General features: G+C 48.8%; 25 protein-coding genes. 19 read left to right on the top strand and 6 right to left on the bottom strand.

Annotation, left to right across the window (positions count from 1 at the left end; genetic code table 11):
* The first annotated feature begins 7 nt into the window (after positions 1–7).
* On the top strand, positions 8–1,513 hold the full coding sequence (locus tag EIH22_RS02625) for a DUF1846 domain-containing protein (protein ID WP_124054254.1): 1,506 nt from the start codon (positions 8–10) through the stop codon (positions 1,511–1,513).
* A gap of 48 nt (positions 1,514–1,561) precedes the next feature.
* Here the strand turns inward: EIH22_RS02625 and EIH22_RS02630 are convergent, their stop codons facing one another.
* Both EIH22_RS02630 and EIH22_RS02635 read right to left on the bottom strand, forming a co-directional pair.
* Positions 1,562–2,728: a class I SAM-dependent methyltransferase gene (locus EIH22_RS02630; RefSeq protein ID WP_124054255.1), complete on the bottom strand. Its 1,167-nt coding sequence runs from the start codon at positions 2,726–2,728 to the stop codon at positions 1,562–1,564.
* A gap of 205 nt (positions 2,729–2,933) precedes the next feature.
* Complete coding sequence (locus tag EIH22_RS02635) at positions 2,934–4,010, bottom strand: aldo/keto reductase (RefSeq protein ID WP_327537479.1); 1,077 nt, start codon at positions 4,008–4,010, stop codon at positions 2,934–2,936.
* A 75-nt stretch (positions 4,011–4,085) separates the two neighbouring features.
* Between EIH22_RS02635 and EIH22_RS02640 the strand changes: the two genes are divergently transcribed.
* On the top strand, positions 4,086–5,468 hold the full coding sequence (locus tag EIH22_RS02640) for a Na+/H+ antiporter family protein (RefSeq protein WP_124054256.1): 1,383 nt from the start codon (positions 4,086–4,088) through the stop codon (positions 5,466–5,468).
* Between the two features lie 53 nt (positions 5,469–5,521).
* Here the strand turns inward: EIH22_RS02640 and EIH22_RS02645 are convergent, their stop codons facing one another.
* Positions 5,522–5,956, bottom strand: a complete 435-nt coding sequence (locus EIH22_RS02645; RefSeq protein WP_124054257.1) for a pyrimidine dimer DNA glycosylase/endonuclease V — start codon at positions 5,954–5,956, stop codon at positions 5,522–5,524.
* Between the two features lie 99 nt (positions 5,957–6,055).
* On the opposite strand from EIH22_RS02645, the gene EIH22_RS02650 reads away from it, so the two are divergent.
* The 14 genes from EIH22_RS02650 (at position 6,056) to EIH22_RS02715 (ending at position 19,818) form a co-directional block, all read left to right on the top strand.
* On the top strand, positions 6,056–6,742 hold the full coding sequence (locus tag EIH22_RS02650; RefSeq protein WP_124054258.1) for an SOS response-associated peptidase: 687 nt from the start codon (positions 6,056–6,058) through the stop codon (positions 6,740–6,742).
* Between the two features lie 160 nt (positions 6,743–6,902).
* Positions 6,903–8,912, top strand: a complete 2,010-nt coding sequence (locus EIH22_RS02655) for an OPT family oligopeptide transporter (protein WP_124054259.1) — start codon at positions 6,903–6,905, stop codon at positions 8,910–8,912.
* 227 nt (positions 8,913–9,139) lie between these two features.
* Positions 9,140–11,503, top strand: coding sequence for a carbon starvation CstA family protein (locus EIH22_RS02660; protein WP_124054260.1), 2,364 nt, complete (start codon positions 9,140–9,142; stop codon positions 11,501–11,503).
* An 11-nt stretch (positions 11,504–11,514) separates the two neighbouring features.
* On the top strand, positions 11,515–11,721 hold the full coding sequence (locus EIH22_RS02665; RefSeq protein WP_124054261.1) for a YbdD/YjiX family protein: 207 nt from the start codon (positions 11,515–11,517) through the stop codon (positions 11,719–11,721).
* Positions 11,722–11,974: 253 nt separating this feature from the next.
* Positions 11,975–12,313 (top strand): SemiSWEET family sugar transporter, encoded by a 339-nt coding sequence (locus EIH22_RS02670; protein ID WP_124054262.1) that lies wholly within the window; start codon positions 11,975–11,977, stop codon positions 12,311–12,313.
* Positions 12,314–12,315: 2 nt separating this feature from the next.
* The gene (locus EIH22_RS02675) at positions 12,316–13,257 is read left to right on the top strand and encodes an ABC transporter ATP-binding protein (protein ID WP_124054263.1); all 942 of its coding nucleotides are present in this window, start codon (positions 12,316–12,318) and stop codon (positions 13,255–13,257) included.
* Complete coding sequence (locus tag EIH22_RS02680; protein WP_124054264.1) at positions 13,257–14,843, top strand: ABC transporter permease; 1,587 nt, start codon at positions 13,257–13,259, stop codon at positions 14,841–14,843. The genes EIH22_RS02675 and EIH22_RS02680 overlap by 1 nt, the downstream gene beginning before the upstream one ends.
* A 203-nt stretch (positions 14,844–15,046) precedes the next feature.
* Positions 15,047–15,511 (top strand): type III secretion system chaperone family protein, encoded by a 465-nt coding sequence (locus EIH22_RS02685; protein WP_124054265.1) that lies wholly within the window; start codon positions 15,047–15,049, stop codon positions 15,509–15,511.
* Between the two features lie 174 nt (positions 15,512–15,685).
* Entirely contained in the window at positions 15,686–16,519 is an 834-nt protein-coding gene (locus tag EIH22_RS02690; protein ID WP_124054266.1) for an ABC transporter ATP-binding protein, read from the top strand.
* Positions 16,516–17,271: an ABC transporter permease gene (locus EIH22_RS02695; RefSeq protein WP_124054267.1), complete on the top strand. Its 756-nt coding sequence runs from the start codon at positions 16,516–16,518 to the stop codon at positions 17,269–17,271. The genes EIH22_RS02690 and EIH22_RS02695 overlap by 4 nt, the downstream gene beginning before the upstream one ends.
* A 124-nt stretch (positions 17,272–17,395) precedes the next feature.
* Entirely contained in the window at positions 17,396–18,520 is a 1,125-nt protein-coding gene (locus tag EIH22_RS02700; RefSeq protein WP_124054268.1) for a sensor histidine kinase, read from the top strand.
* Positions 18,517–19,137: a response regulator transcription factor gene (locus tag EIH22_RS02705; RefSeq protein ID WP_124054269.1), complete on the top strand. Its 621-nt coding sequence runs from the start codon at positions 18,517–18,519 to the stop codon at positions 19,135–19,137. The genes EIH22_RS02700 and EIH22_RS02705 overlap by 4 nt, the downstream gene beginning before the upstream one ends.
* A gap of 92 nt (positions 19,138–19,229) precedes the next feature.
* Positions 19,230–19,529, top strand: a complete 300-nt coding sequence (locus EIH22_RS02710; protein WP_124054270.1) for an ArsR/SmtB family transcription factor — start codon at positions 19,230–19,232, stop codon at positions 19,527–19,529.
* On the top strand, positions 19,522–19,818 hold the full coding sequence (locus tag EIH22_RS02715; protein ID WP_124054271.1) for a hypothetical protein: 297 nt from the start codon (positions 19,522–19,524) through the stop codon (positions 19,816–19,818). The genes EIH22_RS02710 and EIH22_RS02715 overlap by 8 nt, the downstream gene beginning before the upstream one ends.
* 119 nt (positions 19,819–19,937) lie before the next feature.
* Here EIH22_RS02715 and EIH22_RS02720 read toward each other — a convergent pair whose 3' ends face one another.
* The 3 genes from EIH22_RS02720 to EIH22_RS09130 form a co-directional block, all read right to left on the bottom strand.
* Positions 19,938–20,249: a hypothetical protein gene (locus tag EIH22_RS02720; protein WP_124054272.1), complete on the bottom strand. Its 312-nt coding sequence runs from the start codon at positions 20,247–20,249 to the stop codon at positions 19,938–19,940.
* Between the two features lie 75 nt (positions 20,250–20,324).
* A complete protein-coding gene (locus tag EIH22_RS02725) occupies positions 20,325–21,026 on the bottom strand; it encodes a HipA domain-containing protein (protein ID WP_124054273.1) in 702 nt (233 codons plus the stop codon).
* Between the two features lie 279 nt (positions 21,027–21,305).
* Complete coding sequence (locus tag EIH22_RS09130) at positions 21,306–21,503, bottom strand: helix-turn-helix domain-containing protein (RefSeq protein WP_124054274.1); 198 nt, start codon at positions 21,501–21,503, stop codon at positions 21,306–21,308.
* 548 nt (positions 21,504–22,051) lie between these two features.
* Here EIH22_RS09130 and ahpC point away from each other — a divergent pair.
* The 3 genes from ahpC (at position 22,052) to EIH22_RS02745 (ending at position 24,894) form a co-directional block, all read left to right on the top strand.
* Entirely contained in the window at positions 22,052–22,615 is a 564-nt protein-coding gene (gene ahpC, locus EIH22_RS02735) for an alkyl hydroperoxide reductase subunit C (RefSeq protein ID WP_124054275.1), read from the top strand.
* Positions 22,615–24,159: an alkyl hydroperoxide reductase subunit F gene (gene ahpF / locus EIH22_RS02740; protein ID WP_124054276.1), complete on the top strand. Its 1,545-nt coding sequence runs from the start codon at positions 22,615–22,617 to the stop codon at positions 24,157–24,159. The genes ahpC and ahpF overlap by 1 nt, the downstream gene beginning before the upstream one ends.
* Positions 24,160–24,291: 132 nt before the next feature.
* On the top strand, positions 24,292–24,894 hold the full coding sequence (locus EIH22_RS02745; protein WP_124054277.1) for an LURP-one-related/scramblase family protein: 603 nt from the start codon (positions 24,292–24,294) through the stop codon (positions 24,892–24,894).
* The last annotated feature ends 4 nt before the right edge of the window (positions 24,895–24,898 follow it).

A 24,898-nucleotide genomic window follows, 5' to 3' on the forward strand; every position in this document is an offset into this window, starting at 1 on the left:
CCTTTTAATGGAAGGAAATTCATTGGTCGCTATCGGTTTTGATAGAGAAAAGTACATTGCTTTGCAGTCGGCACATATTGCCAAGCGTCGTGAGCAACTCGGTGGAAAGCTCTACCTCGAAATGGGCGGCAAGCTCTTTGACGATATGCACGCTTCACGCGTTTTGCCAGGTTTCACACCGGATAACAAGATTGTGATGCTTGAACAGCTTAAAGACGAACTTGAGATCATCATTGTTGTCAACGCAATGGATCTAGAGCGTCAAAAGATTCGTGCCGATCTGGGTATCTCTTATGAAGATGATGTACTTCGCCTAGTTGATGTGTTCCGTGAGCGTGGCTTCTTGGTCAACAACATCGTTCTTACTCGAGCTGATGAGGAAGGGAAGATCGCACAGGAGTTCACCCGACGTCTTGAACACTTGGGACTCACAGTTTCTCAGCATTACACAATTCCTGGATATCCCACGGAATCAACTCGAGTCGTTTCCGATGAAGGATTCGGTAAGAATGACTACGTTGAAACCAGTCGGGATCTGATCGTCGTGACTGCTCCCGGTCCCGGATCGGGCAAACTCGCCACGTGCCTTTCGCAGGTCTATCACGACTATAAGCGAGGTATTAAAGCCGGCTATGCGAAGTTTGAGACTTTTCCGATTTGGAATATACCGCTCGATCATCCAGTGAATGTTGCTTACGAAGCCGCAACCGCCGATCTCGACGACGTTAACCTTATCGATCCTTTCCACCTCGCTGCCTATGGAAAGCAGGTTGTGAGCTACAATCGCGACGTCGAAGTATTTCCACTACTAGCAACCTTGCTCATTGAGATGTCCGGTTCATCGCCTTATAAATCACCAACGGATATGGGCGTCAATATGGCAGGTATGTGTATTTCGGACGACGACGTTACCCGCGAAGCATCGAAACAAGAGATTATTCGTCGATACTTCAAAGCTGTAGTTGATGAAAAGCTCAACGACCAAAAACCTGTTATCTCCGGTCGCATCAGCTTGATCATGAGCAAGCTTGGTTTGAGCACTGGTAATCGTCCGGTAGTTAAGCCAGCATTGGACCTCGCTAAAGAAACCAGCGCACCGGCGTCGGCAATTCAATTGCCTGACGGTCGAATCGTAACCGGAAAGACGTCCGCGCTACTCGGATGTTCAGCAGCGATGTTACTCAATGCGCTTAAAGTACTTGCAGGAATCAATGATTCGGTGAAGTTACTATCACCTGAATCAATCACCCCGATCCAGACGCTCAAGACGGAACACCTTGGCTCACGCAATCCACGACTTCATACCGACGAAGTTCTGATTGCTTTATCCGTTTCTGCAGGTACCTCGAACGACGCTCGACGTGCTCTATCTGAGCTGGAAAAGTTGCGTGGTTGCGATGTTCATACTACGACGATTCTAGGATCGGTTGACGAAGGTATTTTCCGAAACCTTGGAGTCTTGGTTACATCTGAGCCGCAGTACCTGCGTAAAGGGTTGTACTGGAAACGCTGATTTTCCAGGCAAGATACTTACCTAGAAAACTCCTCACGGACGAACGCGTTATTTCCGAGCTTGGAGAACCGTGAATTTGGAGTTTCGATCGAGTTCTCGGACTCGATCGAAACTCTTTTCAATTTCTGGGCGGTAGCGAAGATGTGAATTATGGACTAGGTAGAGGTCACCACCTGGGCAAAGAATACGGTGTGCAGCAACAAGCAGGTTCTTAATCATTGTTGCATCGATACGTGTTCCTTCGTGGAACGGAGGATTGAGCAATACGAAGTCCGCCCAATTACTCGGAATATCTTGAGCAGCATCCGCCCAACTAACTTGTACTTTTCCGGCTTTAATTTCTGGGGCAAGCGTGATCGCTGCTGAGGCGCATGCATCGGCACTGATATCTGTGGCAAAGATAGTTGCGTCCTCAAGCTCCGCAAAGAGTTGGCGCGATACTGCACCGTTTCCACAACCTAGATCAACAATACGTGGAGCGTCGTCAAATCCGCGGCGATAATCGGAAACGATTCGGTAAATATCTGCAGAGGCTACTTCCCCTAAGAACTCTCCACCGTGATCGATTTTGGCTCCGCCAAATACTCCTCCAATTCCCGCGATCTTTCCATACTTCGAGTTTTGGATGGTCGGAGCATAAGAGGAAACTTCGATGAGGGTTGATTCACTCACAATCTGATCCATGACCTCCTGCTTCCCGACTAGGCAACGATATTTACCAACTCCTCGGGTAGCTTGGCACTGCCCTAGCGCCTGTTCCAAAATGACGTTTTGGTTTCGGCTCATATGCTTGGTATTGGCACCGCCAACGAAGGTTACATTAGGTCCAAACGGAGCCAGAGAGGACACTAGATATTCCAGTTCACCAAGGGACTTCGGAAGGTGGCTAAGAACAAGGACTTTCTTGGCAAAATTAGGATTCTGACCAGCATTAACAACCGTTAAGAAAAATTCATCGAGGCGAAGACTTCCATCTAAGCCACCGATGTGAACACGCGAACGCATTAGGAAATCATCAGCCAATTTTGCACTGTTACGCGCCTGAGTAGCAGTTCTAGAGCCAATGTAAATTTGGCACCCACGATCTCGAGCACTGGCTTCAAGCGCAGCACGGAAGAGGTCTGCGTGGGGATCATCAAAAATAACGATCGATTGTGCGTCTTTTAAGCCCTCTGCCTTCGCGGTACTAATAATCAGCTCATCAATTTTATTCATGCCTACCACCTTGCCTATTGCCAGCTGATTCCTCGAAGAATCGCTTAATGAAAAGAAAATCTTTGGTCGGGCTTGGGGTAATTCTACAATTCCCGCAAACTACTCAGTCCATCATATAGGTGGCGGTGGTTTCGAGGACCGTTTCGCCTCGAAACCACCGCCACAATTAAGCGTTTTCACACATTATGATTCTGAATCAGTCCCGCTATACACGCGATTGAGTGGCATCCCACCACAGGTTGACCCCTGATTCAACTGCATGATGATCGATCAATTTAAGCTCATCATCGGTGAATTCAAGGTTATTGAGAGCACCCGCTGAGTCCTCCAATTGTGCTACCGAAGAAGCACCCACCAAGGCCGTTGTAACTGTGCGATCACCTTGGTCGCGTAAAATCCAAGCAATTGCCATCTGTGCAAGAGTTTGGCCTCGCTGTTGCGCAATTCGATTAAGCTCACGAACATGGTCAAGGATAGAATCGTTGAAGAAGTCTCTATCCATCTTGCCGGCTCCGATTCGAGAATCTGCGGGAATTCCGTTGAGATAACGATTTGTGAGGAGTCCCTGTGCAAGAGGCGTAAACGCAATCGTTCCCATGTTTTGTTCTGCAACTACATCGAGTAATGAAGGCTCACCTTCTTCAATCCAACGATTGAGCATCGAATAGGAAGGCTGATGAATAACCAGCGGAGTTCCTAATTCTCGCATAATATCCGCAGCCTCCTTAGTAGCTGCAGCTGAGTAACTTGAGATTCCAGCATAAAGCGCTTTTCCTGACTTCACGGCATCGTGAAGCGCCATCATTGATTCTTCGATATTGGTATCTGCATCCGGGCGATGGTGGTAGAAAATATCTACATAATCCAGCCCCATGCGCTGGAGAGATTCATCGAGAGAGCTCAAAAGATACTTACGGGAACCACCGAAACCGTTCGGTCCGTCCCACATATCCCATCCTGCTTTACTGGAGATAATGAGCTCATGGCGATGGGAAGCCAAGTCCTTAGCAAGCGCCCTGCCAAAGTTCTCCTCTGCAGAACCGTAGGGTGGCCCATAGTTATTCGCCAGATCAAAATGAAAGATCCCGAGATCAAATGCCTTGCGAATAATCTCACGTTGAATTTGAAATGGACGGTCATCACCGAAGTTATGCCACAGCCCAAGCGCTATTCGAGGAAGTTGTAAACCTGTATTTCCACAGCGTGCAAGCACCGTATGACTGTATCGCTGCGGATCTGCATGGTATTGATCGCCAGTTGGAAGATAGTTTAATTTGCTCACATTCCTATTCTGCCAACTGTTCACGATGCATACCACCCAAACAGAAGATCGCGTGGATAGCTTAATATGCTGAATATGAACTCCGTTTTAATCTCCGTTATCGTCATGCTCGTACTAGCCGTCCTGCGGGTCCATGTGGTGCTTTCGCTTTTTATTGGCGCACTAGTAGGCGGAACTATTGGCGGACTCGGATTTGACGGAACAATGCTGGCATTCCAAGACGGTCTTTCAGGCGGCGCAAAAATTGCCCTTAGCTACGCTTTGCTCGGCGCATTCGCGATGGCGGTTGCCAGCTCTGGACTCCCCGAGATGCTTGCCCAGTGGCTGATTGGAAAGATTAACCACGAAACAGATGAAGCCAGCGACTCAGCCTACCAACTTCGACTCCATCGTCGTGCCACACTGATCGCTAAATGGGGAATGATTGCAGGAATCTTGGCAATGGCGATTATGAGCCAGAATCTTATTCCGGTTCATATCGCCTTTATCCCTCTCCTTATTCCGCCGTTGCTACCAATCTTCAATAAACTCAACATTGACCGCCGTCTCATCGCGTGTGTCATCACATTTGGACTGGTCACAACCTACATGTTCCTACCGGTTGGCTTCGGTGCAATCTTCCTTAACGGAATTCTTCTTAAGAACATTAATACCGCGGGTTTAAACACCGACGGCATCAACGTTATGGTTGCCATGGCAATTCCTGCGCTCGGCATGCTCGTGGGACTCCTTATCGCAATCTTCTTCAGCTACCGCAAACCACGCTCTTACACCGAAACCGCTCCTGCAGTTCAAGAATCGTCAACATTTACCGAGCCATCTCGGTATCGCGTAACCGTTGCACTCGTAGCAATCATCGCAACCTTTGGAATTCAGCTCTTCATGATGAGCGCAGGTTTTAAATCCGACTCACTTCTAGTCGGCGCACTAGTGGGGCTATCGATCTTCATGGTCACCGGAGCCGTAAAATGGAACGAGGCAGACGACGTCTTCACCCAAGGTATGAAGATGATGGCGATGATCGGCTTCATTATGATTTCCGCCCAGGGCTTTGCAGCCGTTATGAACGCCACCGGCGACGTAACTTCTCTGGTAGATGGGGCGTCAAACCTATTTTCCGGGAATAAACCCGCCGCTGCTTTCGCAATGCTTATCGTTGGTCTGATCGTCACGATGGGAATCGGATCCTCGTTCTCCACCTTGCCGATCATCACCACGATTTATGTGCCTCTATGCCTCAGCCTAGGGTTCTCCCCACTCGCTACCGTTTCGATTATCGGTACCGCTGGCGCCTTGGGCGATGCGGGCTCACCGGCGTCAGATTCCACTTTGGGTCCCACATCGGGACTGAACGTAGATGGTCAACACGACCACATTCGAGACTCGGTTATCCCAACATTCTTGCACTTCAACATCCCACTACTGGTTGCGGGCTGGATTGCCGCCATGGTCCTATGATTAGGCTCGATAGCCTTTGATTTTTCATTCCTCTACACGATTCCTCAAGGCCATTAAGCAGTTATCACTTCCCAAGGCTCAACCTCACCCTCGACTTTCTTAAAACAGGGATGAATCGGCGGATTGGCTTGTGGGACTATGCTTAATAAGTGTGGGTTCCGCGCATGTAGCTTATTTCGCAGATGCTCCAATTCATACTCAAGTTGACCGTCGGTAACGTTGATCTGCGATTCTAAACGTTCGACGTGATCTATCCGATTTGGATCAAATTTATATCCGCGTGCGACCGCTTCCACATAAACCGCATCCAAATAGGCAGCAATCGCGCCAAGGGGATCAGTGGATTGCCGAAACCGTATTAACTGTGGATGCCTGGTATAGCCCTGCGTGCGACCTGCAAGAACAGCTTGTGCAAGGAGCGCTTCGCGCCATAGTGCCACGAGTCCCTGCCTGTCCAACAATGATGGGTGAATTGACCATAATCGCATGTTTGCCTCTTTATTTTCCGCAAATTAATCGAGTCCCTCAAGAATACATAGATCGCTGTAGCATTCACACACTCGGTGGAAAACACCTACAATTCACGTATGTGCGGAAGATTTACATTATATGTGGAGCCTGAAAGGCAACTTTCCCTATTCAAGCTCACGTCGATTGCCGACGCCGTATTCAAACTTCCGCCTTCATGGAACGTTGCACCATCGAATGACGTGCGCATTATCGTTGAACGTTACGACGACGCCGTATCCGCCGTCGTCCGAGAAGCTCACGTTGCACGCTGGGGTTTAATACCTTCGTGGGCAAAAGATGCGCGAATTGGTGTGAAGATGATTAATGCACGAAGTGAGACATTAACCGAGAAGCCTTCATTTGCGACTTCCTTTAACTCACGCAGATGTCTTGTACCAGCCGATGGCTACTTCGAGTGGAAGAATGATGCTGGAAAGAAATGTCCTTTCTATATCACTCGCGACGATGGCTTACCACTCGCCTTTGCAGGGCTATATTCGTGGTGGAAAGATGGAGAAGAGTGGATTCTGTCTACAACCATTATTACGAAAGCAGCAAATCAACTGAAGGATATCCATCATCGTGAACCCATCGTCGTTGATGAAAAAGATTTTGATGTATGGCTAAACCCAGGCAATTCCGATAACGAAGTCCTTACCGAAGTACTAAAGAAGTCTAACCCTTTCTTTAAAACTGCTCGTGTTGACGCTGCCGTGGGGAAAGTTAGCAACAATTCCCCGGCTAATATTCATGCATTGCCATGAGTAAGAATCGTAGTGGTATTTACAACTCTCTTTATTGATTTATCGCACATTTCTGCAAAAAAGTAATAAAATTTTGATGTATATATCTTTCCTAGATACGTGCATAAAATAATTTGGCGCTGCACTTTCGTATGCGCTGCACACCGAGAAAGGATTTGCTGTGTCATCCACTAATAGACCAGCCACTGCCGCGGCTAAAACGCGTCCATCTGCAGTTCGTGAGCTTACAATCCGTGCGATCATCATCGGCGGTCTCATCACGCTCGTATTCACAGCCGCAAATGTTTACCTTGGCCTTAAAGTTGGCCTTACCTTTGCGACCTCCATCCCAGCTGCCGTCATCTCGATGGCAATTCTTCGCAAGTTCTCGGGTCACACGATCCAAGAGAACAACATCGTTCAGACCATCGCTTCAGCAGCTGGGACGCTTTCCGCAATCATCTTCGTGCTCCCTGGTTTGGTAATGATCGGCTGGTGGAGTGGATTCCCTTACTGGACCACCGCAGCGATCTGCGCATTCGGTGGAATCTTGGGCGTCATGTACTCGATTCCATTGCGTCGAGCACTCGTCACTGGTTCAGATCTTCCCTACCCCGAAGGCGTTGCCGCCGCAGAAGTTCTCAAAGTTGGCTCCGATAGCGAAAACATCGAAAATGCCGAAGAAAACAAGAAGGGTCTTGCCGTTATAATCTGGGGATCAATCGCATCCGCTGGATATGCACTGCTCGCCGCAATGAAGGGCGTAGCAGGATCTATCTCCACCACCTTCCGTGTGGGCGCCGGTGGAACAATGTTAGGTTCCAGCCTCTCCCTCGCGCTCATCGGCGTCGGACACCTAGTCGGAATTGCTGTAGGTATCGCGATGATCGTAGGTCTATTGATTTCCTACGGCGCACTTCTCCCATATTTCTCAGCAGAAGCCCTCACCCACGGCGGCGAATTTGCTGATGTTGTTGCCGCAACCTTTAAGTCAGACGTTCGCTTCGTAGGCGCTGGCGCAATGGCCGTTGCAGCTGTTTGGACTCTCATCAAGATCATTGGTCCGATTGCCCGTGGTATCAAGGAATCACTAGCATCGTCACGCACCCGCAAGAGCGGTCACGATGTTCCAATTACCGAACGCGATATTCCATTCAATATTGTTTTGGGAACCATCCTTGCATCGATGCTTCCAATCGGCGCTCTCCTTTACCTATTCATACATGTTTCGGAGATCTCTAACCACACAGTAACTCTTGTTATCCTTTCGATCCTCTTCGTTCTCCTTATTGGTCTAATCGTTGCATCAGTTTGTGGCTACATGGCCGGACTCATCGGCGCTTCGAACTCGCCAATCTCTGGTGTTGGAATCATTGTGGTTCTTACCTCAGCTCTCTTGATTAAGGTAGTAACCGGAAACGAATCCGCATCGAACGCCCCTGCTCTAGTTGCATACACACTATTCACATCGGCTGTTGTGTTCGGAATCGCCACGATTTCAAACGATAACCTTCAGGACCTCAAGACTGGACAGCTCGTTGAAGCAACTCCTTGGAAGCAGCAGGTAGCACTCGTAATTGGTGTTATCTTTGGATCGCTCATCATTCCACCAGTTCTTCAGCTAATGCTTGATGGATTCGGATTTGTTGGCGCGCCAGGTGCGGGAGAAAACGCTCTGGCCGCTCCACAGGCAGCACTCCTCTCCTCCGTTGCAGACGGCATCTTCGGCAACTCACTCGACTGGAGCCGAATTGGACTCGGTGCCCTAATCGGCGTCGTTATCATCGTCATCGATGAAGTTCTCAACAAGGTGAAGGGATGGAGCCTTCCTCCACTCGCCGTCGGAATGGGCATGTACCTTCCGGTTTCACTTACTCTCATGATCCCACTCGGCGCATTCATTGGTCGCGCATACGATCGATGGGCAGAGCGCAAGGCGAATCCAGAACCAATCAAGCGACTCGGCATTCTCCTTGCCACCGGCCTTATTGTGGGTGAATCGCTTTTCGGCGTCATCCTTGCTGGGATTATTGGTGCAACATCGAATGAAGAAGCACTTGCCGTATTCAACTTTGGAGATATACCAACTCAGATTCTAGGAGTCATCGTCTTTGCAGGAGTGATCTACGCACTCTACCGCTGGGTACAGAAACTTTCCTTAGCTCCAGCAAAGGACTCCACAAAGGCCTGATCTCCAGCTCAAGTCCTAATATTTCGGACTTAAGTACCAATAGCTCTGGGTGAGTAATTGTGATTATTCGCGATTGCCCACCCAGAGCTTTTTACTTTTGCATACCGCCAATATTTATGTTCAAATCTATCGGGATCAGTTTTATACTATTTGTACTATCTGGTTCTCACAGTTTTTGTACATGCAGTACAAAAACTGGCATTCAATTACGAGCAACGGAGATCGTTATGGCAAAACACGCTGCCACCGACCTTCCCACTTACACTCCAGAAGAAGAAAAGTGGGTCATAAGAAATAAAGATGGTATTCCAGTTGGTACCAAGCCTCACACCAAATGGACTTGGTGGAGAATTGCCCTTTGGATAGGAATTGCACTACTCGGAGCACTTGGATGGACAATGCTTGCCATTATTCGTGGTGAGGATGTCAATGCTATTTGGTTTGTGGTATCCGCAGTTTGTACCTACGCAATTGGATACCGCTTCTATGCACTATACATTCAGAAGAAGATCATGCGTCCCGATGATCGCAATGCAACCCCAGCAGAGCGCATCAACAATGGAAAAGATTTTGATCCAACCAACCGAGTGGTTCTCTATGGCCACCATTTCGCAGCTATCGCTGGTGCAGGACCACTAGTTGGCCCAGTTTTAGCAGCTCAGATGGGCTACCTCCCAAGCACCCTCTGGATCATTTTTGGTGTACTGTTTGCAGGTGCTGTTCAAGACATGCTCGTTCTTTTCTTCTCAATGCGCCGCGGTGGCCGCTCACTCGGTCAGATGGCTCGCGATGAAATCGGTAGATTTGGCGGAACCCTTGCTACAATCATCGTCTTCATCATGCTCATGATCGTTCTTGCTGTTCTTGCAATGGTTTGCGTCAATGCTCTTGCCGAAAGCGCCTGGGGCGTATTCGCAGTTGGTTGCACTCTTCCAATCGCAATCGGTATGGGACTCTGGTTGCGCTTTGTTCAGCCTGGAAAGGTTACACAAGTTTCCATTGTTGGATTCGCCCTCCTAGTCCTCGCAATTATCGGCGGACGCTGGGTTGCTGAAAGCTCCTTCGGTGAATACCTCCACCTCTCCCCAACCACATTGGTGTGGGCAATGGTTATCTACGGTTTCTTCGCCGCAGTTCTTCCAGTCTGGCTGCTCCTCACACCACGCGATTATCTCTCTACCTTCATGAAGGTTGGAACGATCGTTCTCCTTGCCCTTGGAATCGTCTTTGTTCGCCCAGTACTCGAGATGCCTGCAGTTACTGAATTTGCAAGCAACACTGCTGGTCCAGTATTCGCCGGAACACTCTTCCCATTCCTTTTCATTACCGTTGCTTGTGGTGCTCTTTCGGGAATGCACGCAATGGTTGCTTCGGGAACCACACCTAAGATGATTCAAAAAGAATCTCAGGTCCGCATGATTGGCTACGCCGGCATGCTTATGGAATCCTTCGTGGCAATCATGGCCCTTGCTGCCGCTACCAGTCTTTCGCAAGGAATCTACTTCTCGATGAATACCTCCGCAGCTTCACTTCAGAAGATCGCAGGTCCAGAAGTTGTTGCAGCTTCACAAACTCCAGAAGCTTTGGCAGCAAGCGCAATCAAGAAGATGGGCGTCACCGATGTATCGGGAAACAAGATTGAAGCTCACTGGACCACTGAAGACGAAAATGGCAAGACCGTAACTTACTATGGCCAAGAAGCGCTGAAGAAGGTTGCAGAAGACGTAGGCGAAAAGTCAATCGTTTCCCGTACCGGCGGTGCACCAACTTTGGCAGTTTCGATGTCCAACATTATGCGTCAGTGGATCGGCGGAAACTCGATGGCAGGATTCTGGTACCACTTCGCAATCATGTTCGAAGCGCTCTTCATCCTCTCTGCGGTTGACGCCGTCACTCGTGTTGCCCGTTTCCAGCTCTCTGATGCCTTAGGCAACTGGATTCCAAAGTTCAAAGATCCTTCATGGAAGGTCGGCGGATGGATCGCAACCGGAGTTGTTGTAGCTTCGTGGGGATCTTTGCTACTCATGGGTGTCACTGATCCACGTGGCGGAATCCAGACTTTGTTCCCACTCTTCGGTATTGCTAACCAGCTCATTGCAGCTGTGGCACTGATGGTTGTTACGGTCATGGTGGCACGTAAGGGTTACAAGAAGTACATCTGGATCCCAGCACTACCACTAGTCTTCGACACTGCGACGACGTTTACGGCGTCTTATCAGAAGATCTTCTCGCCTGATCCAGCTCTTGGTTATTGGACTCAGCACGCAAAAGCTAAGGAGCTCCTCGCTTCTGGAAAGCTAGATGCCGCAAATACGGAGATCCAAGAAGCAGTTGCTCGTAACACCTTTATCCAAGGAACTCTTTCGATCCTCTTCGTTGTGGTTGTAGCACTTGTTTTCATCGCCGCGGTTATCGAGATCGTTAAGGCATTCAAGCGCGTGGAGCCAATTACTTCCGAAGACCCATTCGAAGAGTCGAAGTACTACGCACCTACCCACATGTTCCCAACCTCGCTTGAGCACAAACTCGAACAGGAGTTTGAAGTTGTTGGAGAACCTGCGCTAGTCCCTTCGAAGCATTCCGGACACTGAAAGTAACAACAATGATGACTAAGGTTTTTTCGGCTCTTGCTCGCGGATTGAGCGAAATACGCTGGTATGTTCATGAATTCTTTGGCGACAACGCTTACGAACGATACGTAGCACGCCACAGAATCGAACATCCCGACCATCCGCCAATGTGTGAACGCGACTTCTGGCGCAAGCGTGATCGCGACGCCGAGGACCTCGTCCAAACCGGTTGTTGCTAATTTCAGAATTGAATAGCAATAGAGTTCAGGCGATCTCTGATCAGCAGTTTTACTGCTTTAATGAATCAGAGATCGCCTGAACTTTTATATGAAGAGAATTTCAATGACGAATCTGCAAGAAGTTAGTAATCCTGCGCAGTTCGAGAGCAAAGCAGTCGCACTTCACATTCATTCAAAGTTAGAAGCGCTCTTTCTCAGCTATAGTTAAAACAGTTGATTTATTAATTACATCTCTAATACCTTGGGAGCCAACATGATCACTGCCCTTTCAATCGTCACCACAATCTGGGGCGTTATCATGTCTATCGCACCTATCTTTCAGATTCGCGTGATTCTGAAACGTAAAGATTCTTCAGGCATTTCAGAAGCTTGGGTAACGGTCCTCTTCATCGGCTACCTTTTATGGTTCAGCCTCGGTGCCGCAACCGCATCATGGCCACTCATGATCGCTAATGGCGTGGCGATCGCAACCGGCGTAGTCTTACTCTGGGCAGTATTCAAGTATCGAAACGGTGCTCAGCTCGATTTTTCCGCTACTCCTTTCGATCCGAACGAGGCTCTCGCCCACTCCACTTCCTCTGAAATGGATTAACGATGAATTCTCCAGTTATCACAATTGAGGGATTAATTAAAAAGTTCGGCAATTTTACTGCATTGCAAGGTGTGGATCTAAAAGTTGAAGCTGGAGAGGTTCATGGATTCTTAGGTCCCAACGGCGCTGGAAAATCCACCACTATTAGAGTTCTGCTGGGATTGTTGAAGGCAGACGCAGGAAGCGTCACCATGCTCGGGAAAGACCCGTGGCACGACGTCGTCGACCTCCATCAACACCTCGCCTATGTACCGGGTGACGTCTCCTTATGGCCGAATCTTTCGGGTGGCGAGGCAATTGACTTGCTTGGCAACCTGCGTGGCGGACTCAACCGAACAAAACGCGACGCGCTTATAGAACGATTTGAATTGGATCCAACAAAGCGTGGTCGCCAGTATTCGAAGGGAAACAGGCAAAAGGTTGCCATTGTGGCAGCACTTGCTTCCGATGCAGAAATCCTCATTTTGGACGAGCCAACTTCTGGGTTGGACCCACTGATGGAAGCAGTTTTTCAAGACGAAATCCTTAAAGAAAAAGAAGCTGGAAAAACAGTTCTTCTTTCTAGCCATATTCTTAGCGAAGTCGAGGCACTGGCAGATTGTGTAAGCATCATTCGTAAGGGCAAAATTATTCAAAGCGCCACACTTGATGAGATGCGCGGTCAAACCCGTGTTAATATTTCGGCGCATCTTTCGCGAATTCCTAGAACTCTGGAGAAGTCACCAATCTTCCATCGAGTGCACATCGATTCAAAAAACCATTTTTCAGCACAGGTTAATCCTTTGAAAGTTGACCAGGCTTTACAAGAACTTCTCCACTTTGGAATCACCAACCTGGTTGTTTCTCCAGCCACTTTAGAAGAACTGTTCTTAACTCAGTACGAAGATTCATCTACTGCATCGCTTGGAGATGCCGGTTCGGAACCCACGCCTCGAGGCGCCTAATGAATGCCCTTACCGGAACTGGGAAACTGCTTCGCGCCATTATTCGATATGACTGGAAGAAAACTGTGGTGTGGATTGTGCTTATTTCAGCACTATCTGCTTCGTCAGTTCTTGCCTATGACGTCGCTTTCCCCGATATTGCCGAACGGCGTGAACTCTCGATCGCGATGCAATCAAATCCGTCAATGTCGATTATTTTCGGACCCGCCCGTGATTTGCTGACCTCTGATGGATTCAACGCTTGGCGAGCAGGTCAGCTCGGTGCACTTTTCGCAGCAATTATGGCAACCTTGCTCGTTACAAGGAACACGCGAGCACAGGAAGACTCAGGCCAGGGCGAACTCGTGGCATCCGGCGTCGTCACTCGTCAAGCGCGACTAATCGCTCCGGTGCTGGCGGGACTACTCACAGCTACTGTACTTGGGGTTTCCTGCTTTGGGTTAACCTGGCTATCAGGAGGTGAAGTTCTTCCCTCTGCGATTATCTCCGCAGGTTATTGCGCTTCGGCAGCTATGTTTACCAGTGTTAGCGCGGTGGCATGCCAACTGGGTTCGCAAGCGCGTATAGCAAACACTCTTTCGCTGAGCATGATGGGAATTTTTTATGTCATTCGAGGCTACATCGACTCCACATCACCTGACAACTGGACGCTTTGGCTCACTCCGTTCGGCTGGATAGAGAAAACGGCACCCGCAACCGATCACTTAATATGGCCCTTTATTCCGTGTGCTATTTTTTCCATTGTTTTGCTTGCAGTTGCGCTTATTTTGCATACCCAGCGCGATTTCGGATTTGGTTTCATCAGGCCAAGGCTCGGAAATCCTGCCGCTCCTAAGATCGGCATCCTCGCACTATCATGGCGAATCCACCGCGGTAGCTTGATTTCATGGTGGATCATATTCGGCATCTTTGGGTTTATTTTTGGCAACCTCTCTACTTCAATCACCTCGATTTTTAAAGATAACCCTGCTTTGGCACAGATGATGACAGCGGGTACAACCTCAGAAACAGATTTGATAAACACTTTCATTTATTCGATTTTCCAGAGCCTTGGAATCATGGCGGCAATACTTGGTGCTCAAATTGCCACGAAGTTTTATTCCGAAGAGCTTGCTTTGCGCGCTGAACCATTGCTGGCAACAACGCTGTCTCGCGGTAAATATCTAGCTAGTAATATCCTCTTCGTTTATGTGGGTACTGGAATCGCTATGGCTATTTCGGGCATTACCTTTGGTTTAATTATCCACAAAAACAACGATTTGATTTCGATTCTTCATGTATGCGAGCAAGCTCTAGTAACTACCTCGGCAGTATGGGTTCTCAACGCGATTGCGGTAGCTGCAGTGGCAATTTGGCCACGTGTTCGTTCACTATCGTGGTTATCAATCGTGGTTGCATTCGCCATTTCGATCTTAGGCCCGTCATTCAAACTCCCGAACAAAGTGCTTGGAGTTAGCCCTTTCTACCACGTAACCAGCCTCTCTACTGTTGCGCCGCAATGGGAGGGAACGTTTGTGCTCCTAGCCATAGTGATGGCTCTGACTTTACTTTCTTTTATTGGGTACCGACGACGGGCGATCATTTAGTTTGTTTGCGTGTAATTGTCCACACCAAGAGTTGCGGCACAAGTTTTCAACAAGAAGACATTCCCTTCTGCCTTCGCAATACTTTTTCGCATAGGGTTATCTACTAAGTGAAGCGCACAGCCTTGATTTACTTACTACTGCAGGTATTTGGTCTAAAAATAGGCGTACACCATATCAACTCAATCATTTAGCAGAGGAAGCTCATGGTACTTTTTAATGATTCCGAATCAACCGGAACTCTCCCTCCGATTAACCGAGACCGAATTAAACAAGCTCTAGACAAACTCGGCTGCACCTATCAAGTTGACGACGACGGAGATATCTTAGGCGGTTGGGAACACGGTTTCTTCTTTTTCGGAATCACCGGCAATAAAGCTGAAATCCTCATGGTGCGCGGAACTTGGTACGGAACGCTGGAGAACTCCAAACTGCCTGAAGCAAACGATCTGGTCATGACGTGGAATCGTGAAACTATCTGGCCAAAGGTATATACAGTTATCGATCCAGACGATAACCTTGTGCGAGTAAGTTGTGAGCATTCGGTCGACTACGAATTTGGGCTAACGGACGAACAGCTACGTCAGCACATTCTCTGTATGGTCACAACTGGTTCTTCACTCTTCGAAAAATTGAGCATGACTTTCCCTGAAGGTTTACCACACGAATAAGTACATAACTGAGTCGTAAAGTCCGTATCTTTTCATCATCACTATTCTTTCTTTTTGAATTCTCCCGGCTCAAAGTAATGCTGACTTTGTTCGGTTGTGGGCATGACATCTGTCATGCCCACAACCTTACAGGTAGTACTTCCGCAAGTGACCTAGATCGGGGAATATAAAAGCATGAGCATAAAAATCACCGATGTAGTGAAAACATTCGGACTGACGGATAAAGTAACCGCGGTCGATCACATCAACCTCACCATCAAAGAAGGCGAAGTCGTCGCTTTCCTCGGACCTAATGGTGCAGGCAAAACCACCACGATTGACATGATCTTAGGATTAACTGAACCAACTGCTGGCAAAATCACAGTTTTCGGTGGAAGCCCTCGCGAAGCAATATCGCAAGGACGTATCAGTGCAGTACTCCAAACAGGTGGCCTATTGCGCGATATGTATGTGGGAGAAGCCGTTGATTACATCGCAGCAACCTACCCTAATAAGACTCTTGGTCGTTCTGCTCTGAAGCGTGCGGGAATCGAAAACATTGCTGATCGCAAGATTTCTAAGTGCTCCGGAGGCGAACAACAACGCCTGAAGTTCGCCCTTGCCCTGCTCCCAAACCCAGATCTCCTTATCCTTGATGAACCCACCACCGGAATGGACGTCAATGGGCGTCGCTCCTTTTGGACGACGATGCGTGAAGAGGCAACCGCGGGACGTACCGTCGTCTTCGCAACCCACTACCTAGAAGAAGCTCAGGACTTTGCAGACCGAATCGTCTTAATGAATCACGGAAAGATTGTGGCAGATGGATCAGTCAAGGAGATCCGAAATATCACTGGTCAGCGCCGCATTACTTGGATTGAAGACGGCGTTACGCACGTTCAACTCAGCACCAATTCAGATGAATTCGCTCGTCATTTACTTGCCCGTCCAAATGTCCACAGCCTCGAAATCGCAGCACCATCGCTTGACGACGCATTCGTATCTCTAACTTCGGAGGATGCACAATGAAATTCGGAAAAATGCTTAGCATCGATACAAAACGTACCTTGCGTGACCCGTCGTCAATCTTCGTACTTGGTATCCCACTTTTGATGTTTATCATCTTCGGATCCACCACCGATTACGCCGAATATCCCTTCGGCAACGGGAACGTCGCGATGATTACCATGATCAATATGGCACTCTACGGCGCCGTTTCGGTGACCGTCGCTCTTGCTTCGAATGCCGCCGTGGAACGCATGCAAGGTTGGGGAAGGCAGCTTTCACTTACTCCACTGAGAGATGGACAATTCGTACTTCTCAAAGTGCTGGTAGCAACCATTGTTGCGCTATTACCGATGCTCCTCGTATACGGAACTGGATTCTTCACCACCTCCGAAGCTCCCTTACAAGCATGGATTCTCAGCTTCTTTATCATTGTTCCAGGCGCACTAGTCATGGCACTCTACGGACTTTTCTTCGGACTAGCCCTTAAATCAGATCACGGAACCACAATCGCAACTGGAACACTGGTACTTCTTTCCTTCTTAGGCAATATCTTCATGCCGCTTTCTGGCTTTATGCTCGATCTCTCCAAGTTCACACCGCTCTACGGACTCGGGGTCATCGCACGCTGGCCTGTAGCAGAAGGCAAAAACATCGCGATGGATGGCAGCCCCGTCACTGAGTCCTTCGCCCTTGCACTCGGAAACATCTCGACCTGGGCGCTGATCTTGGCACTAGCTTCAGTGTGGGCATTCAAACGCTCACGTTCTCGCTGAGCTACCTTGCTTCGTGAGACTACCTCGCCATCAAGCAAGGTAGTCTCACCAAAATAGGCAATATCGCAAAACGAAGCAATCGCGCTAAATCAAGTAGCCCAGGCAGAAACGGTACTCTAGAATTATGAAACCTAAGACTCCGACTTCGGTATCCACGCGTCGCACACACTCACCTCAAACGGAACATACCATCGACAAACGAGGTACTGTCGTCGGATTTCTTATTGGCATCACCTGGATATTTTTTCTGTGGTATCCGTTAGCGGCGGCACTCGAATCGGAAGACTCGATCAAGATTCCGTCAATCTCTTTAACCGCTATCTTCCTTTTGCTTTATATCGCTTCGTTGGCAGTCTCGTTCAAAAACAACCTCCATATTAAAAAGTCGGTATCAATTGGCGCGGTTGTACTCCTAGTTTCTGGAGTTGCTATCACCCTCGTCCAGTTCTACCTACTTGGGGCTATCTCGGTGACGTTCATCGTTTACCTTGTTCCAATGAGCGTCTTTTCACTCCCCCAGCCTTGGAACTTTTATGTAGGGATGCTCGCAACCATTACCACCTGGATTCCTGCATTCATCACCGATATTGGACTAATCTCGGTAGGGTTTTCCGCTCTCGGCACCTACGTATTCGTTTCTGCCTCCATATTTTTCGAAAATACTCGATTAAAGAAGCAAGAGATCGTGGCAGAGTCGGCAACACTCAAGGAACGTGAACGAGTCGCTCGCGACGTCCACGATGTACTCGGGCACACCCTCACCGCTATTGCTCTGAAATCCGAGTTAGCCGGAGAGCTGATCGAAAAAGATCCCGCCCGAGCAAAGAATGAAATCGACGCGATCTACGAGCTATCACGCCAAGCTATTGCCGAGGTTCGTGCCACCGTTTCTGGCTTACGTGTGCGCCAGCTTGTCCATGAGCTGGATTCTATCAATACCATTGCGGCAGATGCCGGTATTGCTCTAGCCGTTGAAGGATCACCGGACGAGGTTGAACCCAGCGCACGAATTCTTTTTGCTTGGGCACTACGCGAAGCAGCTACAAATACCATCCGGCACGCAAGCGCCACGCGTATTACCGTAGAACTCACCAACGATTCTATTGTGATTCGTGACGACGGCATCGGGATCGGTTCGCGTCGCTTCGGAAACGGCCTGACTGGCCTACGCCAGCGGGTAGAAGACGCCGGAGCCAGCATTTCGGTAACTGATTCTCACCCCGGAACCGAGGTTAGGATTAACCTATGATTCGAGTACTTCTTGCAGATGATCAGGCGATGATCCGTGGCGCACTTTCCGCCCTGCTCTCACTTGAAGACGACATCACTGTTGTGTGTGAAGTTGGCAGAGGCACCGACGTCGTCCCCAGTATTCATAGATGCCAAGAGGAAGGAATCCCGATCGACGTTGCTATCCTAGACATCGAAATGCCTGGAGGCACGGGGATCGAAGCGACGACGGCGATTCGATCCGAGTTCCCCTCGGTCAAGTGCCTAATTCTCACAACGTTCGGACGCCCTGGGTATTTGCAGAGAGCTTTAAGTGCGGGTGCTCTGGGGTTTATGGTGAAAGAAACCCCGGCGCGCGAGCTTGCGAAAGCAATTCGTCGTCTTCATGAAGGGGAACGGGTAATCGATTCAAACTTGGCAACTGCGGCACTCATTGAGGGATCAAATCCTTTGAGTGAACGCGAGCGCGAACTTTTGACACTAACCTTAAGTGGCGACCCAATTGCTGAAATTGCGCGTCGCGTCTTCCTTTCGGAAGGAACAGTTCGCAATCATTTGAGTTCAGCGATGGCGAAAACCCACACCGCTACGCGTATGCAGGCAGCGCTTTTAGCACAGGACAACGGCTGGCTCTAATTTTTTCATAAAACTTGATAGGTTCTTATTGAGAACAAAACCCAAAACATTAACATATTGCAATATCCTTATATGTATGATTGGATAGAACTATGAGAACACTTGACGGTCAAACTCAGGTCGCAAAGATCTTCAAAGCCCTCGGAAACGAAGGACGTTTGATCGTGCTGTGGGCTCTTAGTCAGAAAGACTGCACCGTGAGCGAACTGGCGGCAACCACCGATCTATCACAACCCCTTGTTTCCCAACACTTACGATCTTTAAAGCAGGTTAATTTAGTGAGCGGAAACCGCCAAGGAAAAGAAGTTGTGTACTCTTTGGCCGACCACCACGTAGCACACATTGTTGAGGATGCCTTTATCCACGTCACCGAAGGAGAACACAATGACTAACAAGGACATTCACGCAGAGCATACCGTTGCTGAGCACACACACGGGGAGAACTGCGGACACGAAGCGATCCAGCACGGAGACCACATCGACTACGTCCACGGAACCCATCATCACGCACTCCATGGCGATCATTACGACGAGCACGAAGCAGTTGCTGAGCATACCGTTGCTGAGCACACACACGGGGAGAACTGCGGACACGAAGCAGTTCAGCATGATGATCACGTCGATTACATCCACGACGGGCACCGCCACGCAGCTCACGGCGAACACTACGACGAGCACTGAGTTCGTCAAGCAACCAAGCTAATACTTGATCAAATAAAGCTCGGGCAGCTTCTGTGGGGGTAGCGTTCTAAACGCGCAGCTTCCCTAGTTGCCCGAGCTTTTTGAATCTATTGAGCTACTTAACCATCAGAACCATCAGATTCCGCCGGCTCAGTCACCCACCTAAGGATAGTTTTGACTGTAGATAAACTTTGTTCGGAGATTTCTTTAAAGGCTTTCTTTTCCTCTTCATTCAAGGGATTCTCTCCTCGAACAGGCGCCAACTCGGTGCAAATATCCCCCTGAGCTTCAAGTAAGGCTGGCAATAACCTCCCCGCGAGAGAAACCAATTCATTAATCACAAACTCTCGACTTAGCCCCAGATCATCGGCGCATTTTAACCAGTGCCGAAGCTCTATCCCTCGAAAACGGTTCTCTCCACCAATTTTCATCGCAAGGCACTTTTTCGCGCGCGGACTATCGTAAGGATAAGCTGAAGCGACGTCGTAAAGTGGCGCAAATCGAGGCTATGTTCCTTTTTCCCAGTAAACGGCATAATTCTTCGCATGTGCGTCCGTCGCACAAAGCAGGTAATTCACAATCAAGGCACGTGCAAATTGTTTAACATCTTCAGTTCCAAAGCCATTATGAGTTAACCAAACAGCTATATCTCTAACAGACGGCCCACCTACGGATTCATATTTATCACTAGGCAAATACCCCATGGCTTGGCAAAGATCTTCTTGAAGAATTCGATGCACAACACCAGACTTAACCTTACGATCCCAGCGCTCACTAACTAGTGCAACTTCACCATCAAAAGACTCATACCATGTAGTTGCTGCTTCAATCCCGAGTTTTTGAATTGTTTTCATGGAAAGCACTTCTACGAAGGCTTGAGCTTTCAGATTCAGAATTCCCGGTTTTAAAATATGGGTTGAAGGGACCGATCCTGTAACTTGATACCATTGCCCGCCGAACTGCGAGCGATGCAAAGCAAATTTTTCTTGCGCGCCCGCTAAAGACCAGTGTTCATTTTTTGAGATCCATGATGGTTCATTCCCATCATGAAGTTCTTTGAGGCGTTGTGCAATGTCAGAAGTAAGCAGTGGAACCATTTGCGCGCCTTTGCGATTCACTATCGGGCAAAAACCAGCCAGGAACGGTTCAACAACTGCATTTTCATAGCCACCTACTTTCACCGGCATATTTAAAGAAATAGAAAACACTTGTCCTTCACCCGATAGATCGTAGTGAAAGAAGTAGCCTTTTCCGTCACCCCATGCACTGCTTAGGATCAAGCCCCTCAAACATCTTCGAATACCTTGCTATTGATTCCTGTAGTTTTTCAACTCTCTGAACGGAAGGGCGCTGAGCCGAAAACAGTCTGTCAGTAGCAAATTGCAACAATTGGGTTTTCTCCACACGATCATGTTCCTGAATCGATGCATTTGTTGATGAGCGGTTAGGCATTTCACAAAACTGGTAACTTACCTCAGCCTCAACTCCTAACGCGTTGAGCATTTGAAATACTCGACCCAGGCTAGCACTGAGCGTTTTTCCGTTTTCGAATTGACTAACCCACGACCGTGGGCCCCAATGCGCTCTGCCAGATCGCTTTGACTTATTCCCTGCTGCTCGCGAGCGTCACGGATAGCAACCGCTAAATCAGGGGCAGATCGAGGTCGGCTACGGAACTTTCCCATTATTAACCCTTGTTAGATTTTTCAAACAACGTCAATATGTTTGATTTTTCTAACAACTCCGCCCCACTACACACTACAAACCCATCCCAGCCAGAACATATCGCCCAATTCACACATCGGTTTGAAAGCACACATTCAAGCCTAAAACACGAAAACTATGCGCCTAGAGAAAAATAAAACATTTAACACATCTTAAAAACTCGTTAGCGATAGCATTTCTACATAACCAAATAGTGCAACACGTCTCAATTGAGTTTGCCAAACACTTACAAATTGGCACGATCATGCGAAATAAGTAGAGGCTACACACATAGCCACTCTTGGCAATCTACCAACTCCTCGGTAGAGTACAAGTGTTATTATTTGGAATAGTTCCAGATAACAACACTGACGACTGCGGAGGGATCACAGACTACTCACACAACGTTCCCACTTAGCACAGAAATGCATAACTGGTGGTTACGCACTTAATTCAACCGCCGTCGTCTCCCCTCTTGGGGAACAACTGCAGCACAAAAGAAAAATGACTGAATACTCTAGGAGAAAAAATGTCACTGATTAACACGAAGGCAGCCGAATGGTCAGGCACCGCATATCACAACGGTGATTTCGTCGATGTTTCTAGCGAAGACTACAAGGGATCGTGGGCGATTCTTTTCTTCTACCCAGCAGATTTCACCTTCGTTTGTCCAACCGAGCTTGAAGACATGGCTGAGCATAACGCCGAGTTCGAGAAGATGGGCGTAAAGGTCTATTCCTTCTCCACCGACAAGCACTTCTCACACAAGGCTTGGCACGATTCGTCCGAGCGCATCGGAAAGATCACCTTCCCAATGGTTGGCGATCCAACCTGCGAAATCGCAGAGGCGTTTGAAACCCTTCGCCCAGGCGAAGGCGCTGCAGACCGCTCCACGATCGTCATCGATCCAAACGGCATCATCCAGTACGTTGAAACCACCTCCGAAGGTGTTGGCCGTAATGCCGCAGAACTACTACGCAAGGTTAAGGCAGCTCAGTACATTTACAACCACCCAGGCGAAGTTTGCCCAGCTAAGTGGGAAGAAGGCGAAGAAACCCTTGCTCCTTCATTCGACCTTTCTGGAAAGCTCTGATGTTCCTCGACGAAAGTACAATTAAGCAACTTCAGGGATTGGTTACCAACGTCAAGGTACCAATCCGCTTCGAGGCTTCGCTTGATGATTCAAAGCGTTCTCAGCAGATGCGCGAGATGCTCACCCAGGTAGCAGAGCTATCCGAACTCATTGAGTTTACCGAGGTTTCGCACGAACGCACGCCGTCGTTTGCCATTTCGCGGGTTGATTCCGATGTGTCGGTTCGGATTGCCGGACTACCCATGGGTGAAGAGTTCTCCAGCTTCGTGCTAGCAATGGTTCAAGTTGGCGGGCATCCAGTGCGCGCGGACGAAGATGTAATCGAAGCAATTAAAGCGATTGACGAACCACACGAGTTCGTCACATACATGTCGCTTACCTGCCAGAACTGCCCGACCGTAGTTCAGTCGCTTAACTCGATTTCCATCATCAATCCGCTGATCAAGCACACTGCTGCTGAAGGTGGCGCTTACCAAGAAGAAGTAAACGCGCGTGGCATAAAAGCTGTGCCCGCCGTCTTCATGGACGGTGAACCATTCGGCCAAGGACGCATGGGATTCCAAGAGATCCTTAGCAAGCTCGACACTGGATCAAACGCGAAACGCGCAGAAAAGCTCAATGCCTCCGAACCGTTTGACGTGCTGATCGTTGGTGGCGGACCTGCTGGAGCTACAGCAGCCGTCTATTCAGCCCGCAAGGGATTGCGAGTCGGTGTGGCCACGGAAAATGTTGGTGGCCAGGTGCTAGATACCGCTTCAATCGAGAACCTTACTGTCATCGATAAGATCGGTGGAACCGCACTCGGTGGCGAGCTTGAGCAGTCGATGCGCAGCTATGGTGTGGAAATCATGACTGGTCTGCACGCCCAGAAGCTGCACGACAAGGACGAATCCGGACTCTTCGCGGTGGACTTCGAAGGCGGAATCACCTTACGTGGTAAGAGCACGATTATTACGACCGGCGCTCGTTTCCGTACCACTGGTGTTCCCGGCGAAAACGAATTCCGAAATAACGGCGTAAGCTTCTGCCCACACTGCGATGGCCCACTCTTTAAGGGCAAACCACTTGCGGTGATCGGTGGAGGAAACTCTGCTATCGAGGCAGCAATCGATCTTGCAGGTATTGCAGAGCATGTAACTGTTATTGAGTTGATGCCAGAGCTGAAGGCGGACGACGTTCTACTCAAGAAGCTCGATTCACTCAAGAACACCAGTGTTATCACGTCTGCCGCTTTGCAGAGCGTGGAAGGCGATGATTCTGGAGTTACTGGAATCACCTACAAGGATGCCAACGAAGAACTTCACAGCGTAGCTGTGAATGGCATTTTCGTTCAGATTGGGCTTATCCCGAACGCCGAGTGGCTGGATGGAACACTCGAAACAATGCGCGGAGCCATTGTTGTGGATGATCACAATGCAACGTCAATGCCAGGAGTATTTGCCGCGGGAGACGTAACAGATATTCCATACAAGCAGGTTGTTATCTCACTCGGCGCCGGCGCCAATGCTTCACTTGGAGCATTCGATTACTTGATTAGGCAGTAACCAAATCAAAATCGGTTGGTACTAGATTATGTGATAGCCAAGATCTAGTGAGTGATAACCTCAGCTGGGGTGGTTTCGGTAAACAGCACACCGAAACCACCCCAATTCACGTAAATAAGCGATAATAATGCTATGGCTATTGATCAGAATCCCGTACCTGCGTCGTTACTGGATAACACCACTTTCATCATGCAACAGGTCAACTCTGTTACTCGAAACGATTTCGAGATCCTTGACGGCTCCGGAAATCCTATTGGATCAGTCCAGACCATGGGCGGTGTTGGTTCGCGTCTCCTTTTAGGTGCTAGGTCATTCAACCTATGCGAGCTAGACGGTACCATCGCGTGCCACATCGAAGACACAGTTAACTTTGGCCGAGACCGCTATGAAATAACTGATCATGCAGGGAATCCACTGGCAAGCCTAATCAAGAAAATTACATTCTTGCGCACCAAAGTTGAAATAACTCTCGCGAATGGACAAGCAATGGAGTTGGTTGGAAATCCCATGGGCATGGAATACCAGTTTGTTTTAAACGGTCAAGTAGTGGGAGCTGTTGCGCGCCAATGGGCTGGTTTGGCAAAGGGATTACTCGGGCATAGCCGCTACGCACTCACAATGCATCCCGAGGCTCCAACGGCACATAAACTTGCAATGCTCGGCTCCGCAGTTGCTCTTGACTGCATTCGAAATAAAAACGATGGCTCCACTGGCGCGTTAAACAATTGGAACTAAACCT

Origin of the sequence: Arcanobacterium ihumii (assembly GCF_900604515.1) — a bacterium.
GTDB lineage: Bacteria > Actinomycetota > Actinomycetes > Actinomycetales > Actinomycetaceae > Arcanobacterium_A > Arcanobacterium_A ihumii.

Excerpts from the sequence above, each read along its gene's own strand:
- EIH22_RS02625 (WP_124054254.1), top strand. The coding sequence starts at position 8 with ATGGAAGGAAATTCATTGGTCGCTATCGGTTTTGATAGAGAAAAGTAC.
- EIH22_RS02630 (WP_124054255.1), bottom strand. The coding sequence starts at position 2,728 with ATGAATAAAATTGATGAGCTGATTATTAGTACCGCGAAGGCAGAGGGC.
- EIH22_RS02640 (WP_124054256.1), top strand. The coding sequence starts at position 4,086 with ATGAACTCCGTTTTAATCTCCGTTATCGTCATGCTCGTACTAGCCGTC.
- EIH22_RS02645 (WP_124054257.1), bottom strand. The coding sequence starts at position 5,956 with ATGCGATTATGGTCAATTCACCCATCATTGTTGGACAGGCAGGGACTC.
- EIH22_RS02650 (WP_124054258.1), top strand. The coding sequence starts at position 6,056 with ATGTGCGGAAGATTTACATTATATGTGGAGCCTGAAAGGCAACTTTCC.
- EIH22_RS02660 (WP_124054260.1), top strand. The coding sequence starts at position 9,140 with ATGGCAAAACACGCTGCCACCGACCTTCCCACTTACACTCCAGAAGAA.
- EIH22_RS02665 (WP_124054261.1), top strand. The coding sequence starts at position 11,515 with ATGATGACTAAGGTTTTTTCGGCTCTTGCTCGCGGATTGAGCGAAATA.
- EIH22_RS02670 (WP_124054262.1), top strand. The coding sequence starts at position 11,975 with ATGATCACTGCCCTTTCAATCGTCACCACAATCTGGGGCGTTATCATG.
- EIH22_RS02675 (WP_124054263.1), top strand. The coding sequence starts at position 12,316 with ATGAATTCTCCAGTTATCACAATTGAGGGATTAATTAAAAAGTTCGGC.
- EIH22_RS02680 (WP_124054264.1), top strand. The coding sequence starts at position 13,257 with ATGAATGCCCTTACCGGAACTGGGAAACTGCTTCGCGCCATTATTCGA.
- EIH22_RS02685 (WP_124054265.1), top strand. The coding sequence starts at position 15,047 with ATGGTACTTTTTAATGATTCCGAATCAACCGGAACTCTCCCTCCGATT.
- EIH22_RS02690 (WP_124054266.1), top strand. The coding sequence starts at position 15,686 with ATGAGCATAAAAATCACCGATGTAGTGAAAACATTCGGACTGACGGAT.
- EIH22_RS02695 (WP_124054267.1), top strand. The coding sequence starts at position 16,516 with ATGAAATTCGGAAAAATGCTTAGCATCGATACAAAACGTACCTTGCGT.
- EIH22_RS02700 (WP_124054268.1), top strand. The coding sequence starts at position 17,396 with ATGAAACCTAAGACTCCGACTTCGGTATCCACGCGTCGCACACACTCA.
- EIH22_RS02705 (WP_124054269.1), top strand. The coding sequence starts at position 18,517 with ATGATTCGAGTACTTCTTGCAGATGATCAGGCGATGATCCGTGGCGCA.
- EIH22_RS02710 (WP_124054270.1), top strand. The coding sequence starts at position 19,230 with ATGAGAACACTTGACGGTCAAACTCAGGTCGCAAAGATCTTCAAAGCC.
- EIH22_RS02715 (WP_124054271.1), top strand. The coding sequence starts at position 19,522 with ATGACTAACAAGGACATTCACGCAGAGCATACCGTTGCTGAGCACACA.
- EIH22_RS02720 (WP_124054272.1), bottom strand. The coding sequence starts at position 20,249 with ATGAAAATTGGTGGAGAGAACCGTTTTCGAGGGATAGAGCTTCGGCAC.
- EIH22_RS09130 (WP_124054274.1), bottom strand. The coding sequence starts at position 21,503 with ATGGGAAAGTTCCGTAGCCGACCTCGATCTGCCCCTGATTTAGCGGTT.
- ahpC (WP_124054275.1), top strand. The coding sequence starts at position 22,052 with ATGTCACTGATTAACACGAAGGCAGCCGAATGGTCAGGCACCGCATAT.
- ahpF (WP_124054276.1), top strand. The coding sequence starts at position 22,615 with ATGTTCCTCGACGAAAGTACAATTAAGCAACTTCAGGGATTGGTTACC.
- EIH22_RS02745 (WP_124054277.1), top strand. The coding sequence starts at position 24,292 with ATGGCTATTGATCAGAATCCCGTACCTGCGTCGTTACTGGATAACACC.